General features: G+C 64.1%; 18 protein-coding genes. 11 read left to right on the forward strand and 7 right to left on the reverse strand.

The features are described 5' to 3' along the window. Positions 1-21 precede the first annotated feature (21 nt). Positions 22-486, reverse strand: a complete 465-nt coding sequence (locus AC0L18_RS14490; protein WP_091598875.1) for an Hsp20 family protein — start codon at positions 484-486, stop codon at positions 22-24. A 232-nt stretch (positions 487-718) separates the two neighbouring features. On the opposite strand from AC0L18_RS14490, the gene AC0L18_RS14495 reads away from it, so the two are divergent. Continuing rightward, positions 719-937 carry a hypothetical protein gene (locus AC0L18_RS14495; RefSeq protein WP_473492904.1) on the forward strand — a complete coding sequence of 73 codons (219 nt, stop codon included), beginning with the start codon at positions 719-721 and terminating at the stop codon, positions 935-937. 130 nt (positions 938-1,067) lie between these two features. Next, entirely contained in the window at positions 1,068-1,316 is a 249-nt protein-coding gene (locus AC0L18_RS14500; RefSeq protein WP_473492905.1) for a DUF982 domain-containing protein, read from the forward strand. A 123-nt stretch (positions 1,317-1,439) separates the two neighbouring features. Here the strand turns inward: AC0L18_RS14500 and AC0L18_RS14505 are convergent, their stop codons facing one another. Beyond that, positions 1,440-1,727: an usg protein gene (locus AC0L18_RS14505; protein WP_091598882.1), complete on the reverse strand. Its 288-nt coding sequence runs from the start codon at positions 1,725-1,727 to the stop codon at positions 1,440-1,442. On the opposite strand from AC0L18_RS14505, the gene AC0L18_RS14510 reads away from it, so the two are divergent. From AC0L18_RS14510 to AC0L18_RS14525, 4 genes are all read left to right on the forward strand, one after another. Further along, on the forward strand, positions 1,726-1,950 hold the full coding sequence (locus AC0L18_RS14510; protein WP_473492906.1) for a hypothetical protein: 225 nt from the start codon (positions 1,726-1,728) through the stop codon (positions 1,948-1,950). The genes AC0L18_RS14505 and AC0L18_RS14510 overlap by 2 nt on opposite strands. A 153-nt stretch (positions 1,951-2,103) precedes the next feature. Continuing rightward, complete coding sequence (locus tag AC0L18_RS14515; protein ID WP_023799038.1) at positions 2,104-2,421, forward strand: co-chaperone GroES; 318 nt, start codon at positions 2,104-2,106, stop codon at positions 2,419-2,421. 58 nt (positions 2,422-2,479) lie between these two features. Next, positions 2,480-4,108: a chaperonin GroEL gene (groL, locus tag AC0L18_RS14520; protein WP_473492907.1), complete on the forward strand. Its 1,629-nt coding sequence runs from the start codon at positions 2,480-2,482 to the stop codon at positions 4,106-4,108. Between the two features lie 35 nt (positions 4,109-4,143). Beyond that, on the forward strand, positions 4,144-4,416 hold the full coding sequence (locus AC0L18_RS14525) for a hypothetical protein (protein WP_473492908.1): 273 nt from the start codon (positions 4,144-4,146) through the stop codon (positions 4,414-4,416). 263 nt (positions 4,417-4,679) lie between these two features. Here AC0L18_RS14525 and AC0L18_RS14530 read toward each other — a convergent pair whose 3' ends face one another. The 5 genes from AC0L18_RS14530 to AC0L18_RS14550 form a co-directional block, all read right to left on the reverse strand. After that, on the reverse strand, positions 4,680-5,696 hold the full coding sequence (locus AC0L18_RS14530; protein WP_236377500.1) for an ABC transporter permease: 1,017 nt from the start codon (positions 5,694-5,696) through the stop codon (positions 4,680-4,682). Beyond that, positions 5,693-7,324 (reverse strand): sugar ABC transporter ATP-binding protein, encoded by a 1,632-nt coding sequence (locus AC0L18_RS14535; protein WP_473492909.1) that lies wholly within the window; start codon positions 7,322-7,324, stop codon positions 5,693-5,695. The genes AC0L18_RS14530 and AC0L18_RS14535 overlap by 4 nt, the downstream gene beginning before the upstream one ends. Before the next feature lie 177 nt (positions 7,325-7,501). Further along, complete coding sequence (locus AC0L18_RS14540; RefSeq protein WP_473492964.1) at positions 7,502-8,452, reverse strand: substrate-binding domain-containing protein; 951 nt, start codon at positions 8,450-8,452, stop codon at positions 7,502-7,504. Positions 8,453-8,770: 318 nt separating this feature from the next. Next, complete coding sequence (locus tag AC0L18_RS14545; protein WP_473492910.1) at positions 8,771-8,956, reverse strand: EamA family transporter; 186 nt, start codon at positions 8,954-8,956, stop codon at positions 8,771-8,773. 35 nt (positions 8,957-8,991) lie between these two features. Further along, positions 8,992-9,198, reverse strand: coding sequence for a hypothetical protein (locus tag AC0L18_RS14550; RefSeq protein WP_128171069.1), 207 nt, complete (start codon positions 9,196-9,198; stop codon positions 8,992-8,994). A 232-nt stretch (positions 9,199-9,430) separates the two neighbouring features. Between AC0L18_RS14550 and AC0L18_RS14555 the strand changes: the two genes are divergently transcribed. From AC0L18_RS14555 to AC0L18_RS14575, 5 genes are all read left to right on the forward strand, one after another. Beyond that, positions 9,431-10,870 (forward strand): LuxR C-terminal-related transcriptional regulator, encoded by a 1,440-nt coding sequence (locus tag AC0L18_RS14555; RefSeq protein ID WP_473492911.1) that lies wholly within the window; start codon positions 9,431-9,433, stop codon positions 10,868-10,870. Between the two features lie 87 nt (positions 10,871-10,957). Continuing rightward, entirely contained in the window at positions 10,958-11,182 is a 225-nt protein-coding gene (locus AC0L18_RS14560) for a hypothetical protein (protein WP_023799025.1), read from the forward strand. A 332-nt stretch (positions 11,183-11,514) separates the two neighbouring features. Beyond that, positions 11,515-14,001 (forward strand): DNA ligase D, encoded by a 2,487-nt coding sequence (ligD, locus tag AC0L18_RS14565; protein WP_473492912.1) that lies wholly within the window; start codon positions 11,515-11,517, stop codon positions 13,999-14,001. 89 nt (positions 14,002-14,090) lie between these two features. After that, positions 14,091-15,005 carry a non-homologous end joining protein Ku gene (gene ku / locus AC0L18_RS14570; RefSeq protein ID WP_473492913.1) on the forward strand — a complete coding sequence of 305 codons (915 nt, stop codon included), beginning with the start codon at positions 14,091-14,093 and terminating at the stop codon, positions 15,003-15,005. Then, entirely contained in the window at positions 15,002-16,105 is a 1,104-nt protein-coding gene (locus tag AC0L18_RS14575; protein WP_473492914.1) for a tetratricopeptide repeat protein, read from the forward strand. Before ku ends, AC0L18_RS14575 begins: the two co-directional genes overlap by 4 nt. The last annotated feature ends 97 nt before the right edge of the window (positions 16,106-16,202 follow it).

A 16,202-nucleotide genomic window follows, 5' to 3' on the forward strand; every position in this document is an offset into this window, starting at 1 on the left:
AACGCCAGAGATCGACTTCGCTCAGGCGGCCTGCTTCGGCTTCTCGACCTGTCCGGCCTTCGGCGCGCCGTCTTGCTTGGCGATCGTGATGCGACGCGGCTTCATCTCTTCGGGCACTTGGCGCACGAGGTCGATCGTCAGCAGGCCGTTATTGAGCGAGGCGCCGGTGACCGTCATGTGATCGGCAAGCTCGAAGCGCCGTGTGAACGGTCGCACCGGAAGGCCGCGATGGAGATATTCCACCTCGTCCTGTTCCTTGCGCTCGCCAGAGACGATGAGAAGGTTCGGCTCGTGGCTGATGTCGAGGTCGTTCTCGGAAAAGCCGGCGACGGCGATCCTCACCCGATAGGTGTTCTCGTCGCTTCGCTCGATGTCATAGGGCGGCCAGGTTTCAACTGCCTGAGGCGCGTTTTCCAGCAGGTTGAAGATGCGGTCGAAACCGATGCTCGACCGATAGAGCGGGGAAAAGTCGAATGCGGTTCTCATAGCTACATCCTCCGTGGAGCAACATAGTACGAGGGACGCCAAAGAGCTTGGCGCTCCCTGGGTTCTGCCGGTCCCATTCGGCGACCGGCAATTTTCATTTGGTTATTGTCAGGCCGAAATCAAGACCCAGATTCTGTCCCGCTGCCAGAATTTTGGTTGCCGGATTGTACTGGTAATGCCGGTTTCAACCGACGTTTGAGGGTCGCGCCCGGCACGCCGCATGGAGGACATCATGACCATGACACGCGACGACATCATTTCGGTGCTGGGCCCGGTCGACAACGCCTTCATCGCCGACATCGCCTCGACCGGCGCGACGATCGAAGAGTTGCGCGAGGCCTTTGCCTGGGTCGGCGCCGATGAGGCGCTGGTCAACGAGGGCCGCCCGCTGCCGTCGGCAAGGGTGGCGACGCTGATCGGGCTTCTCGAACCGCCGGACGACGACATATAGCGCCGGGTTTCGGCAAGCAGACTGGGAGACGGGGGAGGTCTTGAAGCGTGCAGCCATACGAACCATCTCGTCAGTCGGGCGCCGATCGGGCCGCCTTCCTGGTTATTCTCAAAAAGAAAAGGAGGAAGTGATGAACGACGTCCCATTTTCCGAGCCGATCACGCTCGAGCTCCAATCCGTCGGAGAGCGCAAGGTCGCCAGCAGCTGGGAAGCCATCGAATGCATGCAGCAATGGCCGGACCGGGCGCGCGGCCGCAACTGGCGCGCAGCCTATCGCGCCTGCCGCGACGCGCTCGACGGTTGGCGCACCGCCCGCGAGGCGCGCACCGCCTTCGTCAAGGCGGCACGCACCGCCGGACTGCTGGTCACGGGACGTTAATCCACCTGAACATCAATCCACCTGAACGCCAATGAACCTGAAGCCGGGGAACCTGAAGCCGAGGCGGACGCGCTGTGCTGCAGAGGCGGCGCCTTTCATGAAAAGCGCCACCTTTTCTCTATTTCACTGCAGCGTAATGACGCCGTCCACCGCCCGCCATTCGGAGGGCTGGATCAGACGGTGATGGGCGACGCGCACAGAATGCAGCGGGCCCTCGATCTCACGTTCCCAAAATTCGAGGAAATGCTTCAGCGTCGGGAAATCCGGGGCGATGTCGTATTGCTGCCAGATGAAGAGCTGCAGCAGGTCCCGATAGTCGGGAAGACGATAATGGATCTCTGCCGTCGTCAGGCCAAAACCCTGCATCTGGAGCCGGAATTCGTTGCTGACCTGGAACTCATTGCCGACCATGGCCGTCTCCTTTCCGAACGATCAGGCGTCCATCCTCCGCATGCAAAAACGCCTCCGCTTCCTCATCGGTTCCGGCCGCCGGCAGACGGTGCCGGGATCGACGACGATGTCGGAAGGTTGCGCCCCGGTTTCAAGTCGCATCCGTCGTTTCAAATCCTGGAATAGCGCCATTATTACAGTGCGTTATTACGGTGCGTTGGCACTCGACAACGGCGAGTGCTAAAATTTTTTCGGCGTCCTCTTGAAAGGCTGGATAGGCAGACTAATTCGATAGGCGCGTGATGCCTGAGCAGGGGTCGCGCACCGTCGCACCGACCCACTGGTCGGCTGCGAAGGGAGGTCCAAGAAAATCTGTTTGTCCCATGAGGAGAACGAAATGGCGTTCCGTCCATTGCATGACCGTATCCTGGTCCGCCGCATCGAGGTCGACGAGAAGACCGCTGGCGGCATCATCATTCCTGACACAGCCAAGGAAAAGCCGCAGGAAGGCGAGGTCATCGCCGCCGGCCCCGGCGCGCGCGACGATAGCGGACAGTTGCAGCCGCTCGACGTCAAGGTCGGCGACCGCATCCTGTTCGGCAAATGGTCGGGCACCGAGATCAAGCTCAACGGCGAGGACCTGCTCATCATGAAGGAAAGCGATGTGCTGGGCGTGATTGAAATGACCGACCAGATAAAAAAGAAGGCCGCCTGAGCGGGGCCTGAACAAGCCATCAGTCAACGAAAAGCTGCCTATTTGAAGGAGTTATCCAATGGCTGCCAAGGATGTGAAATTCCATACCGAAGCCCGCGAGAAGATGTTGCGCGGTGTCAACATCCTCGCCGACGCGGTGAAGGTGACGCTCGGTCCAAAGGGCCGCAATGTCATCCTCGACAAGTCGTTCGGCGCCCCGCGCATCACCAAGGACGGCGTTACCGTCGCCAAGGAAATCGAACTCGAGGACAAGTTCGAGAACATGGGTGCGCAGATGGTGCGCGAGGTCGCCTCGAAGACCAGCGACGTCGCCGGCGACGGCACGACGACCGCTACCGTTCTGGCGCAGTCGATCGTCCAGGAAGGCGCCAAGGCGGTTGCCGCCGGCATGAACCCGATGGACCTGAAGCGCGGCATCGACAAGGCGGTCGACGCCATCGTCGCCGAACTCAAGGCCAATGCCCGCAAGGTGACAAGGAACGACGAGATCGCCCAGGTCGGCGCCATCTCGGCCAATGGCGATGCCGAGATCGGCCGCTTCCTCGCCGAAGCGATGGAAAAGGTCGGCAACGAGGGCGTCATCACGGTCGAGGAGGCCAAGACCGCCGAGACCGAGCTCGAAGTGGTCGAGGGCATGCAATTCGATCGCGGCTATCTCAGCCCTTATTTCATCACCAACCAGGACAAGATGCGCGTCGAGCTCGAAGAGCCCTATGTGCTGATCCACGAGAAGAAGCTGTCCAACCTGCAGGCCATGCTGCCGGTGCTCGAAGCCGCGGTGCAATCGAGCAAGCCGCTGCTGATCATCGCCGAGGATGTCGAAGGCGAGGCGCTGGCGACGCTGGTCGTCAACAAGCTGCGCGGTGGACTGAAGGTTGCCGCCGTCAAGGCGCCGGGTTTTGGTGACCGCCGCAAGGCGATGCTGGAAGACATCGCCATACTGACCGGCGGCACGGCAATCAGCGAGGATCTCGGCATCAAGCTCGAAAACGTCACACTGGAGATGCTCGGCCGCGCCAAGAAGGTGCTGATCGAGAAGGAGAACACCACCATCGTCGACGGTGCCGGCCGCAAGGACGAGATCCAGGCACGCATTAGCCAGATCAAGGCGCAGATCGAGGAGACCACCTCCGACTACGACCGCGAGAAGCTGCAGGAACGGCTGGCCAAGCTCGCCGGCGGCGTCGCCGTCATCCGCGTCGGCGGCTCGACCGAGGTCGAGGTCAAGGAGCGCAAGGACCGCGTCGACGACGCCATGCACGCCACCCGCGCTGCGGTCGAGGAAGGCATACTGCCTGGCGGCGGCGTGGCGCTGCTCAGGGCAGCGAAGGCGCTCGACAATGTCGCCGTCGACAACCCCGACCAGAGGACAGGCGTCGAGATCGTGCGTCGGGCTATCGAGCAGCCGGTGCGCCAGATCGCCGAGAATGCCGGTGCGGAAGGTTCGATCATCGTCGGCAAGCTGCGCGAGAAGACGGAATTCGGCTATGGCTGGAACGCCCAGACCAACGAGTTCGGCGATCTCTACGCGCAAGGCGTGATCGACCCGGCCAAGGTGGTGCGCGCCGCTCTGCAGGACGCCGCGTCGGTCGCCGGCCTGCTCGTGACCACCGAGGCGATGGTGGCCGAGAAGCCGAAGAAGGAAGCTGCCGCACCGGCAATGCCCGGCGGTGGCATGGACTACTAAGGTCAGGCCTCCAAAGCGAGGCTTCTGAACGGCAGATGGACCGTGTCCGCCAAAGCGGGCACGGTCTTGCCGGTCCGGACCAATGCGGAGCAGGTGTTGCCATGGATGTGATGGACAGTTTTGGAAAGATCGCGGCGCCGACCCGCCCGAAGAACGATTTCAACTATGAAACCGATTGCAGGGCGGCGCTGGCGCCCCTGGTCGACGGCTTGCTGGATATGGCCGAGCAGGCCGGCTGGGATCGCCGCAAGGCGGCCTATACGCTGATGTTCCTGTCGGCCCAACGCGTCGGGGCCGGCCAGGAGTAGACGGCGCGAGCGACCTTCGTGGCGTTCGCCCGCCGCAACGACCTTCTCGCGCCGCAGACGAGCTCTACGGGTGCGGGTGGACCGCTCGGAGATTGGGCGATGCGTTCGCAGCGTGTGAACGCACCAGCGTGAAAGCGCTTTTTCCCAACGTTGGAGATTGGCGAAAGCCGAAGCGACATCCAATCTCCCCCCTTGAGGGGGAGATGTCCGGCAGGACAGAGGGGGTACTGTCCCGCCGACCTAGGTCTGTATTGCCCCTCGGACTACCGCCTTACCCGCGATTTCAGCCAGCGGTCGAAGGCCACGGCGAGGATCAGGATCAGGCCGATGACGATGCTTTGCGTGTAGGACGAGACGTTGTTGAACTGCAGCCCGTTCTGCAGCACGCCGATCAGTGCCGCGCCCACCACAGTGCCGCCGACCGAGCCAATGCCGCCGAACAGCGAGGTGCCGCCGATGACCACCGCCGAGATCACCGTCAGCTCGTAGCCGATGCCGGCGACGGCTTCCGAGGAATTGAGCCTGGCCGACAGCACGAAGGCGGCAAGGCCGGCGAAGAAGCCGACGATGACGTAGACCGAGATCAGGATGCGGTCGACGCGCAGGCCGGACAGCCGCGCCGCCTCGGCATTGCCGCCGACGGCGTAGACGGCGCGGCCGTAGCGCGTGTAGCGCAGGACGATGTGGCAGAGGATCGCCGCCGCCGCGAAAATGATCGCCGGCACCGGGACCGGGCCGATCAGCCCGGTGCCGAACCAGCGCATCGAAGCGTCGAAGCCGGAGATCGGGCCGCCATTGGAGATCGTCAGCGTCAGGCCGCGAAACACGGTGAGGCCGCCGAGCGTGACGACGAAGGGCGGCACTTTCAGCCGGGTGATGGCAAAGCCCTGGACGCCGCCGGCCAGGGCGCCGACGACGACGGCGGCCAGAAGGGCTGCGAACCAGCCATAGCCTTGTGCGCCGGACGTCGACAGCGACAGCGTGTTGGCGGTGCCGCCCTTGGCCACCACCGCCGCGACCATGCCGCAGAAAGCCAGCAGCGAGCCGACCGACAGGTCGATGCCGGCGGTGAGGATGACGAAGGTCATACCGAGCGCGATCAGCCCGGTGATCGAGATCTGCCGCATGATGTTGAAGATGTTGATCGGGTCGATGAAGCTCGGCTTCAGCACGGTGAAGACGACGATCAGCAGCGCCAGGAACATCAGCGGTCCGAAGCTCATCAGCAGGCGCGCGACATTGATGCCGCCGCGCTGGCTCTGTTCGGTCGTGCTGGTCATTGCGTCGCTTCCTGCGTTTGATCGAGCGCCATCAGTTCCATCAGTTTTTCCTCGGTCGCCTCGATGCCTGGCATCTCGCCGGTGATGCGGCCGCGCCGCATGGTGACGATCCTGTCCGACACCGCAAGCACTTCGGGCAATTCCGACGAGATCATCATGATGGCGATGCCGCGCCCGGCGAGCTGCACCAGGATCTGGTGCACCTCGGCCTTGGCGCCGACATCGACGCCGCGCGTCGGCTCGTCGACGATCAGCACCTTGGGGTCGCGCGCCAGCCAGCGGGCGAGGATGACCTTCTGCTGGTTGCCGCCGGACAGGCCCTCGATGGGCTGCTCGGGCGAGGCCATGCGGATCGACAGCGTTTTTCTGTAGCTCGCCAGCGCCTGGCGCTCGCGGCGCTCGGCCATGAAGCCGAGAGCGTTGGAGTAGCGGCCGAGCGCAGCGACGGAAAAGTTGGTGAGGATGCCGAGCGCGGCGAAGATCGCCTGATGCTTGCGGTCTTCCGGCACCAGGCCGATGCCGAGGGCGATGGCGTCGGCGGGTGTTTCAGGCGCGATCGTCTTGCCGTCGAGGGTGATGGTGCCGGCGGCGATGCGGTCGGCACCGAAGATGGCGCGGGCAAGCTCGGTGCGGCCGGAGCCGACGAGGCCGGCGACGCCGAGGATCTCGCCCGCCTTGAGGTCGAGATCGATGCCTTCGAGCACGATGGCGTGCGGCGCCTGCGGATCGCGCACCGTGCGCAGACCGCGCACGGAAAGCCTGACGTCGCCGGCGACATCGCGCAGCGTCGGCCTGGCATAAAGCTCGGACGCGGCGCGGCCGACCATTTTCTCGATGATTTTCGGCAGCTTGATCGGCCCGCCATCGCGGTCGAGATGGCCGGCCAGCCTGCCGTCGCGCAGCACCGTCATGCGGTCGCAGATCGCGGAGGCCTCTTCCAGCCGGTGGGTGACGAACATGATGGCGACGCCGTCCTTGCGCAGCCGGCCCATGATCGACATCAGTTTTTGTACTTCGGTTTCGGTCAGCGCCGAGGTCGGCTCGTCCATGATGATGAGCCGGCTCTTCAGCGACAGCGCGCGGGCGATCTCGACCAGCTGCTGCTCGGCCACCGACAGCGCAGACACCGGCGTCGCCGGGTCGAGGTCAAGGCCGACGCGGGCGATGATCGCGCGCGAGTCTACCTCCATCTTCCGCCAGCTGACCAGGCCCAAGCGCCCGAGCGGCGCGCGGCCGATAAAAATATTCTCCGCCACGGTCAGCGTCGGGATCAGGCTCAGTTCCTGGTAGATGGTGACGATGCCGAGGCGCTTGGCATCCTGCGGATTATGCGGATTGAATTCGACGCCGTCGAAGACGATGCGGCCGCTGGACGGCGGCATCACGCCGGACAGGATCTTGAGCAGCGTCGACTTGCCGGCGCCGTTCTCGCCGAGCAGGCCGAGGATTTCGCCGGGCCGAACCTCGAGCGAGACATCGCTCAGCGCGGTGACGCCGGCAAAGCGCTTGGTCACGCCCTCGACGGCGAGGAGGGGGAGAGATGGCGCGATGGCTTCAGCTGTGGGCAAAGGTTTCTCCCTGATTGCGATTGGCCGCGGGACAGCGCCCCCCTCTGTCCTGCCGGACATCTCCCCCACAAGGGGAGAGATTGCGCCTTGATAATTGGATTCGCCAATCACCAACGTTGCAGAGGGAGAGCCGGCGTTGAAACTGCCAATCTCCCCCCCAAAGTGGGGGAGATGCCCGGCAGGGCAGAGGGGGGCGCGACAGAACGCTGCTTTCGCCACCGCGCGCCCTGGACCCGCCTACTTCGTCTCGCCCAGCCTTTCCGCCTTGTCGAGATTGTCCTTGCCGATGACGATCGGCGTCAGCAGCACAAGCTTTTCCTTCGGCTCGGTCTTGTCCCTGGCATAGGCGACGGCGATCTGCACCGCGGTGCGCGACTGCTCGCCGGGGAACTGTTCGACGGTGCCGGCCAGCTTGCCGTCGCGCACGGCGACCAGCGCTTCGGGAAGCGCATCGAAGCCGTAGATCTTGACGTCGGTGAAGTTGCGCGCCGCGCAGGCTTCGACCGCGCCCAGCGCCATGTCGTCATTGGCGCAGATGATCGCGTCGGGCTTGCCGTTGGCGGCAAGGCCGGCCTCGGTGACCGAGAGCGCCTCGGCGCGGGCGAAATTGGCGGTCTGCTCGAAGATGATCTGGTACTTGTCCTTCATCGGGTCGAGGACGTTGTGCACGCCCTTGTTGCGGTCGATCGCCGGCCCGGCACCTGGCTGGCCCTGCAGATGGAAGATCTTGGCGCCGTTCGGGAAAGCCGCCACCATGGCCTGCGCTTCGGCCTCGCCGCCCTTGACGTTGTCGGCGCCGACATGGGCGAGGATGCCTTCGACCCCGTCGACGTGGCGGTCGATGGTGACGACGGGGACGCCGGCCTGGATCGCTTGCTCGATGGCCGGGGCCAGCGCGTTGACGTCGAGTGGCGAGATGACGATGGCGTTGACCTTCTGCACGAGCGCTGCCTCGATATCGGCGGTCTGCTTGGGCGCCGAGTTCTGGCCGTCGCTTTCGACAAGATTGACGCCCTGCGCCTGAGCTTCCGCCTTGATCTGGTTCAGCATGTGTACGAAGAACGGAAAGCCGAGGCTCGGCACCGAACCAAGGATGGTCAGCTTGTCCTGGGCGAAAGCCAGTTGCGGAGCGGCCAGCGCCATCGTGCCCATCGCCACGGACGACAGCAGGAATTCACGTCTGTTGATCAATTTAGTCTCCTCCCACATGAGCGCATGAACCCGAAAACCGGTTCCGGTTTTCCGAAATTTCCTGCGTCGATCCAGAAATGGAGTGTCCTTTGAGCGCCCAGGGGGACGCAACGGCGCTCCAGCCGGTCCACCGCGACGTTCTCCTCCGCTCGGCGCCGGCGGGCGGATGCTAGCCAAGGCCGGAGATTTGCGCAAGAACGCGCGGGCGGCTTCGCGGGGTTCGCCGGACTGCCGGGATGATCTCTCAGTCTGCCACCGCCGGCTTGCCGATTTTGTCGGTTGTCAGAACAGAGCGCTGACTTTGGCGAGGCTGATTCAGTAGCCTGGCCCGGATTTCGCTCCCCATTCGAGCCCCGTCAGCGGCGCGACCATGAGCCCCGCGATCAGGCAGCGCATGCCCACGGCGCTAAGCGGATCGAGATGATCCAGCACAGTCTTCTGCGCAACATTGCCGAAGCCGCAAAAGGCAGCGGCAAGCAGAAGCAGACAGTTGGCCTGCACCAAAGCTTGCGCCGCAAAGGGCGGATCGCTGGTTGCTAGCGGGCGGCGAGCTTGTCCCACCGCTTGCAATACAGGCGGACGCCGACGGGCATGATCTCATAGCCGGCGTCATTCAACTGCAGCTTCATCTCCTCGAAATGCCGCTTTGAGCCGCTGACGATCGATTCAGGGGTGTAGTCCCAGCCGTTGCGGGCGGCATTGGCCAGGATGTCGGCATAGAGGCGCATGCTCGTGATTTTCACATCCGATTCCAGCACCTGCCTGCATCCTCTAGCGAACGACGGCGACTGGGCGGCGGAAAAACTCAAGATCGTGCATGCCAGCATTATCGAAACAGGACGCATGGAAACCTCCCCCGGATTGCCGCTTTTTGCGGCAAACGACCTTGCAATTTGTGCGCCTGCGACGGGATCGGGCAGATGCAGTATTCGGCCTCCTGCATTTGTAGTATTCTGTCTTGGGACGGGTTCCACCATGACGGTCAATGACGCTTCGAAAGCGCAGACGCTCGACGCCTTGTCGGGTCGCGAGCGCGCGGTCGCGGAAAAATTCGCAACCGGCATGACCTATCGCGAAATCGGCGATGCACTTTTCATTGCCCCAACCACTGTTCGCACCCACCTTGCGGCCATCTACGAAAAACTTGGCGTGCGCACCAAGATCGGGCTCGCGGCGTATTTTGCCGGCGCTTCCGGCGCTCGGCCGGGCGGGCAGTCACGTCAGTCGGACGCTCCGCCGGTGCTCGCCATATTTCCGATCGAATGCCTGAATTCCGAAGAGCGCTGGCACCGCTTTGCCGACGGCCTGTCGTCAGACATCACCATCAACCTGGCGCGATACGCGGGCTTGCCTGTCATCGCCTTCCACACGATGAAATCGCTGGGCAGCAAGCCGGCCGATTTCGCGGCTGACGGCGAGGCGCTCGGCGCCACCTATTTCGTATCGGGCCAGTTGCGTGCGGACGACCAGAGGATTCGCTTGACGATAGAGCTTGCCGATGCCCGTAGCGGCGTCGACCTGTGGAGGGAGCGCTACGATCGCCCGGCCGATGACATTTTCGCGCTGCAGGACAGCCTGGCCGAAAGCATCATCAACGTGTTCGCCGGCAGTTATGGAACGCTGGCCACGGTCGGCCGCAATGCGGTTCGCCGCAAGCCGCTGGCCAGCTTGCGGGCCTACGATTTTTATTTGCTTGCCCTCGAACAGCACACCATGTTCAGCCGCGCCAGCAATGCCGAGGCGATCCGCTTGTTTTCGCGCGCGCTGGAGCTTGATCCTACCTTCGCCAACTGCTGGGCCGAACTCGCCTACGCCTATTCGATCGAGGCCTGCAACGGCTTTGGCGACGACGTGCTGACGTCAATCGAGAACGGGTGGATCACGGCCGAAAACGCCTTGCGCCTCGACCCGACGGACAGCTGCGCCCACGCATGCCTTGGCAATGTCAGGGCATGCCTTGGCGATCTCGAAGGAGCGGAGCGCGCGCACCGGCGGGCTCTCGAATACGGCTCCAACCACGCCGGCATACTGCTGCTGCTCGCCGGCAGCAAAGCGCTTGTCACCGGCGATCCAGCCGAGGCGATCCCGCTCATCGAGCGTGCCATGCGCCTCAATCCATTGGCCCCGCCCTGGTATTTCGGCATGCAAGGCCGCATCCTGTTTGCCGCCGGCAGGCATCGGGAAGCTGTCGCGGCGCTCCGCAGGAGTTCGCCGGAGTCGCCGGACGTGCTGATGTTCCTGGCGCTTTCGCATGCGGCCATGGGCGAGACCGGCGAGGCGGCGCGCGCCGCGGCCCGCTTGAGAGCCGATTTTCCAGGCTTTTCGGTCGAACGCTTCATCGCAGGCTATCCGGTGACCAACCGGGACGCCTTGCTTGCCATCCGCCACGCTGCCGAACTGGCGAAGCTGCCGTAGGCAAGTTGAAAAATTGACACAACCGTCTGTCTCGGCCATCCTTATGCCAGCCGTCTTCTCCTGCGGCGGCGTGTGTATGAGCAGTCCATGGCCAGTTCCGTCACCAGCCAGAATTCCAAGCGCGCTGCAGTGCGCAGGGCGCTCGGCCGCCACAAGGTCTACATCACCGCACAGAGCTTTTCCGCCGGCGCCTACAAGGCGCGTGTCCTCGTCGACGGCGAGGCTTATTGGGTCGACGAATTCCGGCTGAGCCAGCTCCAGCAGGGTCTGTCGCCTGCCGAGCTCGAATTGACGCCGGCCACCGACGATTGAGCCCGTGACATCCATCCCTTCGTCATCCCAGGGCGGAGCAGGAGCGAAGCGACGTCGCGGAGACCTTGGGATCCATGCCGTGACAGCGGAGCGCCGCTGCGATGGAATTTTGATGCTGGCGGGACAGCGCCCCCTCTGTCCTGCCGGACATCTCCCCCACGAGGGGAGATTGGATGTCACGAATGCTTTCGCCAATCTCCAACGTCGAAGAAGAGGCGCCAAGGCAGAAGCTGCCAATCTTCCCCCTCGTGGGGAAGATGTCCGGCAGGACAGAGAGGGGCGCGAAGGAATGAGACGCTGGTTGCTGACTGCCGCGCGCTTCGGTCTTTGACATGCCAGCTCCGTCCAAACTCAAGGCCTATCGCGCCAAGCGCGAATTCAGCAAGACGCCGGAGCCCGCCGGCGGGCCGGTTGCCGCAGAAGGCAATCGCTTCGTCGTGCACAAGCATCACGCTACTGCCGACCATTACGATCTTCGCCTGCAGGTCGGCAGTGTGCTGAAGAGCTGGGCGGTGCCTCGCGGCCCGTCGCTCAATCCGGCCGACAAGCGGCTGGCGGTCGAGACCGAGGACCATCCGTTTGAATATATCGACTTCGAAGGCGTCATTCCCGAGGGCGAATATGGCGGCGGGCCGATGATCGTCTGGGACACCGGCGTCTGGGCGCCGATGGACGATGTCGAAAAGAGCCTGCGCACCGGCTCCTTCAAATTTCGTCTCGCCGGCGAGAAGCTGAATGGCGGCTGGATGCTGACCAGGCTGAAACCGAAGCCCGGCGAGGATGAGGGCAAAAAGAACTGGCTGCTGTTCAAGGAGCGCGACCTCGCCGCCGACGCCAGGCTCGACATACTGGAAGCCCGGCCGGAAAGCGTCAAATCCGGCCGTCGCATCGAGGATCTGGTGGCAACCCCGAAGCCTGCCGCAAGGCCTGCGAAACCGGTGGCATTGAAACCCGGTGCGCTGCCGGGTGCGGTCAAGGCGCCGCTGCCTTCCCGGATCGAGCCGCAGCTGGCCACGCAGGTTCCGAAGCCGCCGGGCTGCGAAGGCCCCGCGAGCCGCACGGGCGAAATCTGGCTGCACGAAATAAAATTCGACGGCTACCGCACCATGGTGCATCTGGCCGACGGCGCGGTCAAATTGATCACCCGCGCCGGCCTCGACTGGACCAGGCGCTATGGCGACCTGCCGCTCGCCTTTGCCAGGCTGCCCTGCCGCGATGCGATCATCGACGGCGAGGTCGTCGTGCTCGACGCGAGGGGCATCAGCCGCTTTGCCCTTTTGCAGGAGGCGCTGGCCGAGGGCGCCGGCAACAAGCTCCACTTCTATGCCTTCGACCTGTTGTATCTCGACGGCTGGGACCTGAGAAAAGTGCCGCTCGGCCGGCGCAAGGCGCTGCTGTCGCAATTGCTGTCCGGCCTGGGCGCCAACTCCGCCATCCAGTTCTCCGACCACGTCGAAGGCGATGGCCAGGCGCTCTACGACCAGGCCTCCGAGATGGGGCTGGAAGGCATCGTCTCCAAGCGCGCCACGGCGATCTACCAGAGCGGCCGCACCAAGACCTGGGCCAAGACCAAGGCGCTGAAGACCGGCGATTTCGTCGTCGCCGGCTACACCACCTCCGCTGCAGCCGAGGGGCTGGCCGCGCTCGGGCTCGGCGAATTCGAGGATGGCGAGCTGCACTATCGCGGCAAGGTCGGCACCGGCTTCGACGCCGCCACCGCCACCGCGTTGCTGGCCCGGCTGCAGCCGCTGCGCGCCGGCGCGGCTGCACCCGAAGGCGTTCCACGCGAGATCATGCGCGAGATGAACTGGGTGCGGCCGCTGCTTTCGGCCCATATCCACTATGCCAACCGGACCACCGATAATGCGCTGCGCCATGCCGTGTTCCGCGGGCTGCGCGATGTCGGCCTGTCCACGCCTGTATCGGCCAAGCGCAAGCAGCTGATCGCCGAGGCCGACCTCGCCACGATCTGGGTGACCAACCCGACGCGGCGGCTGTTCGGCAGAACCGGACCGACCAAGCTCGACATCGCCGTTTACTACGCGCTGGTCGGCGACTTCATGCTGCCGCACATTTTGGGCCGCCCGGTGTCGCTGGTGCGCTGCCCGACCGGCAAGCCGCAGGACTGCTTCTTCCAGCGCCATGCCTTCACCGGCATGCCGAAATCGGTGGCGACTTTTGAGGCGACCAATTCCGAGGGCGAGACCAAATCCTACCTGTCGGTCGAGGATGCCAAGGGCTATCTGGCGCTGGCGCAGTTCGGCGTCGTCGAGTTCCACACCTGGGGCACCCATCGCACGCGCCTCGACAAACCCGACCTGATCGTCTTCGACCTCGATCCCGGTGAGGGGGTTGGCTGGCGCGAGGTGGTCGAGGCGGCGGTGCATATCCGCGCCGAACTGGAGGCGATGGGGCTGGTGCCGTTTGCCAAAACCTCGGGCGGCAAGGGCATCCACATATCAGTGCCGGTGACGCAAAAACAGAACTGGAAAAAACTGCACCAGGCGACCAGCGCCATCTCCTCCGCATTGGCCGCCACGGCGCCCGACACCTTCACCACCACCATGGGCAAGGACAACCGCAAGCGGCGCATCTTCATCGACTTTCACCGCAACGCGCGCGGCCACACTTCGGCGGCACCCTATTCGCTGCGCGCCCGCACAAACCTGCCGGCCTCGACGCCGGTGAGCTGGTCCGATCTGGAATCCATCGACGCTCCGGAAGATTTGAATTATTCTTCGCTGCCGGGCCTTCTAAACACCTCCGGCGATCCTTGGGCCGACATGGAAGATTTCGCTAGGGATTTGCCGGTATTGTGAGGGCGATGTAGGTTTTGCGCGGCGCCGTTCGTCCTTTGGACGAAGCGCTGCGAAATGTTCGACGGTGCACGGCCGCGTAGGAGAGTTTCATGGCGCCCAGGGCAAGTTGGAAAGGTTACCTCAAGCTCAGTCTCGTCAGCTGTCCGGTCCGGCTGTATCCGGCGACGAGTGCCAGTGAGCGGATCAGCTTCAACCAGCTGCACAAGGACACCCACAACCGCATCAACATGAAGCCGGTTGATCCCGAACTCGGGCTGGTCGAGCGCTCGGATCTGGTCAAGGGCTACGAATACGAGGACAAGCAGTACATCATCATCGAAGATGCCGACCTCGAGGCGGTGCGCATCGAATCCAACCACACGATGAACATCGAGGCCTTTGTCGACGAGGGCGAGGTCGATGTCATCTATCAGGACGCGCCCTACTATCTGGCGCCCGATGGCGCGATGGCCGAGGAGACTTTCGCGGTGCTGCGCGAAGCCATGCGCAAATCCGGCAAGCTGGCGATCGCGCGGCTGGTGCTGTCCAGCCGCGAGCGCGTGGTGACGATCGGCGCGCGCGAGAACGGCATGTTCGTCTGCACCTTGAGGAATCCGAATGAAGTGCGCGGCACAGTTGAATATTTCGGCAACATCCCGGCCGGCAAACCCGACCCGGAAATGCTGCAGCTTGCCGAGGCGCTGATCAAGCAGAAGGAAACCACGTTCGATCCGAAGAACTACGAGGATCGCTATGAGATCGCGCTGATGGCGATGATCCGCGAGAAGCTCAAGGGTCACAAGCCGATCATTGCGGCCGCGCCCGAGCGCGGCAATGTGATCAATCTGATGGATGCGCTGAAGGCCAGCCTGTCGCAATCGGCCAAGCCGCCGGCCAGGAGCAAGAGCAAGGCCGATGAAGCGGCGAAACCGGCAACGAAATCCGCCAGGGGCGGCGCCGGCGCGGCCAAGGAAAATCCGCTCAAGGCCAATCTGCTCAAGGCCGTCGGCAAGAGCAAAGGGTGACAGCGCCCACCGGTATAATTTCCGGCAGCGTCTTCGGCGCGATCGGCGCGCTGGCGGCGTTCCCGCTGAGGCTGGCGGCGCGTGAAGTCGAGCGCCGGCAGGGCCAGTTGCGACGCGGCGTCAACAGGCGCACCAGCCATGTCGTGTTCGGCCGCAAACTTCTGGCCAAGGCCGGGGATGCCGAGATCGAGCGCCGCGTCGCCGCCGAGCGTGCGGCCGGGCGCAAGCTGATCAGCGAAAACGGTTTTTTGCGCCTGCTCGGGCTGATCAAGGCGCCGGAGGCTTCGGCGCTGCCCAGGCAGTCGCTCATTGACCAGTCGCGGCTTGCCGCCGCCGACCTCGACCTGTTGTCGCTTTTCGATGCCTTCGAGCATGATTGCGAACCCTATTCGTTTCGCGATTTGATCCTGGCCCGCAAATATGCCGGGCTGGTCGCCGGCGGCGCCTCGTGGGGGGCGATCGCGCGCTCGGTGCACCGCTGCGGCCCGGTCGCTTCGCTGACCGCCAAGTCGCTGAATGTCGGCTCGCAGCATGGGCGCGCCGATCAGATCTATCTCGAGGGCGGCCAGAGCGAACTCGACGGCCAACTGCTGTTCGATCTGGGAACGCCGGATGACGACACGCTGGAAGAACTGTTCGCCGACGCCGAAGCCGCGGAACAGGCTGAAGACCACGAGCAGGCGGCAGCACTCTACCAGCGCTGCCTGGCCATCGATTCGGGCGATGCGATCGCCGCCTTCAACCGCGCCAACTGCCTGCGCGCCGCCGGACGCGCGGCCGAGGCGGCGCATGACTATGCCCGCGCCATCAAGTGCGACCCCGGCTTTGTCGAGGCCTGGTTCAACCTGGCCGGGCTGATGAGCGATGAGGGCCGCGACGGCTCGGCGCGCCGGCATCTGCAGAAGGCGATCGCGCTCGACCAAAACTATGCCGATGCGGTGTTCAACCTGGCAAGGCTGGAGTTCGACGCCGGCAACCTCGCCGAGGCGCGGCGGAACTGGGCGCGCTATCTCGAGCTCGACGCCAGCTCCGAATGGGCGCGCATGGCGGCCAAGGGTATTCAGTTCATCGATTTGCAGCTGGCGCGGATGTCGGGGTGAGGGCTTCGTTTGATCGCGCTTGAACACCCCCCTCTGGCCTGCCGGACATCTCCCCCTCAAGGGGGGAGATTAAGCACTCAGCCGCTTTCGTCATCCT

The sequence above is a fragment of the Mesorhizobium sp. WSM4819 genome (genome assembly GCF_055811215.1).

Bases quoted from the DNA above. Each gene is read 5' to 3' on its own strand.
- AC0L18_RS14515 (WP_023799038.1), top strand. From the start codon at position 2,104: ATGGCGTTCCGTCCATTGCATGACCGTATCCTGGTCCGCCGCATCGAG.
- ligD (WP_473492912.1), top strand. From the start codon at position 11,515: ATGCCAGCTCCGTCCAAACTCAAGGCCTATCGCGCCAAGCGCGAATTC.
- AC0L18_RS14525 (WP_473492908.1), top strand. From the start codon at position 4,144: ATGGACCGTGTCCGCCAAAGCGGGCACGGTCTTGCCGGTCCGGACCAA.
- AC0L18_RS14530 (WP_236377500.1), bottom strand. From the start codon at position 5,696: ATGACCAGCACGACCGAACAGAGCCAGCGCGGCGGCATCAATGTCGCG.
- AC0L18_RS14500 (WP_473492905.1), top strand. From the start codon at position 1,068: ATGAACGACGTCCCATTTTCCGAGCCGATCACGCTCGAGCTCCAATCC.
- AC0L18_RS14510 (WP_473492906.1), top strand. From the start codon at position 1,726: ATGGCCGTCTCCTTTCCGAACGATCAGGCGTCCATCCTCCGCATGCAA.
- ku (WP_473492913.1), top strand. From the start codon at position 14,091: ATGGCGCCCAGGGCAAGTTGGAAAGGTTACCTCAAGCTCAGTCTCGTC.
- groL (WP_473492907.1), top strand. From the start codon at position 2,480: ATGGCTGCCAAGGATGTGAAATTCCATACCGAAGCCCGCGAGAAGATG.
- AC0L18_RS14490 (WP_091598875.1), bottom strand. From the start codon at position 486: ATGAGAACCGCATTCGACTTTTCCCCGCTCTATCGGTCGAGCATCGGT.
- AC0L18_RS14535 (WP_473492909.1), bottom strand. From the start codon at position 7,324: ATGTCCGGCAGGACAGAGGGGGGCGCTGTCCCGCGGCCAATCGCAATC.
- AC0L18_RS14495 (WP_473492904.1), top strand. From the start codon at position 719: ATGACCATGACACGCGACGACATCATTTCGGTGCTGGGCCCGGTCGAC.
- AC0L18_RS14560 (WP_023799025.1), top strand. From the start codon at position 10,958: ATGGCCAGTTCCGTCACCAGCCAGAATTCCAAGCGCGCTGCAGTGCGC.
- AC0L18_RS14555 (WP_473492911.1), top strand. From the start codon at position 9,431: ATGACGGTCAATGACGCTTCGAAAGCGCAGACGCTCGACGCCTTGTCG.
- AC0L18_RS14505 (WP_091598882.1), bottom strand. From the start codon at position 1,727: ATGGTCGGCAATGAGTTCCAGGTCAGCAACGAATTCCGGCTCCAGATG.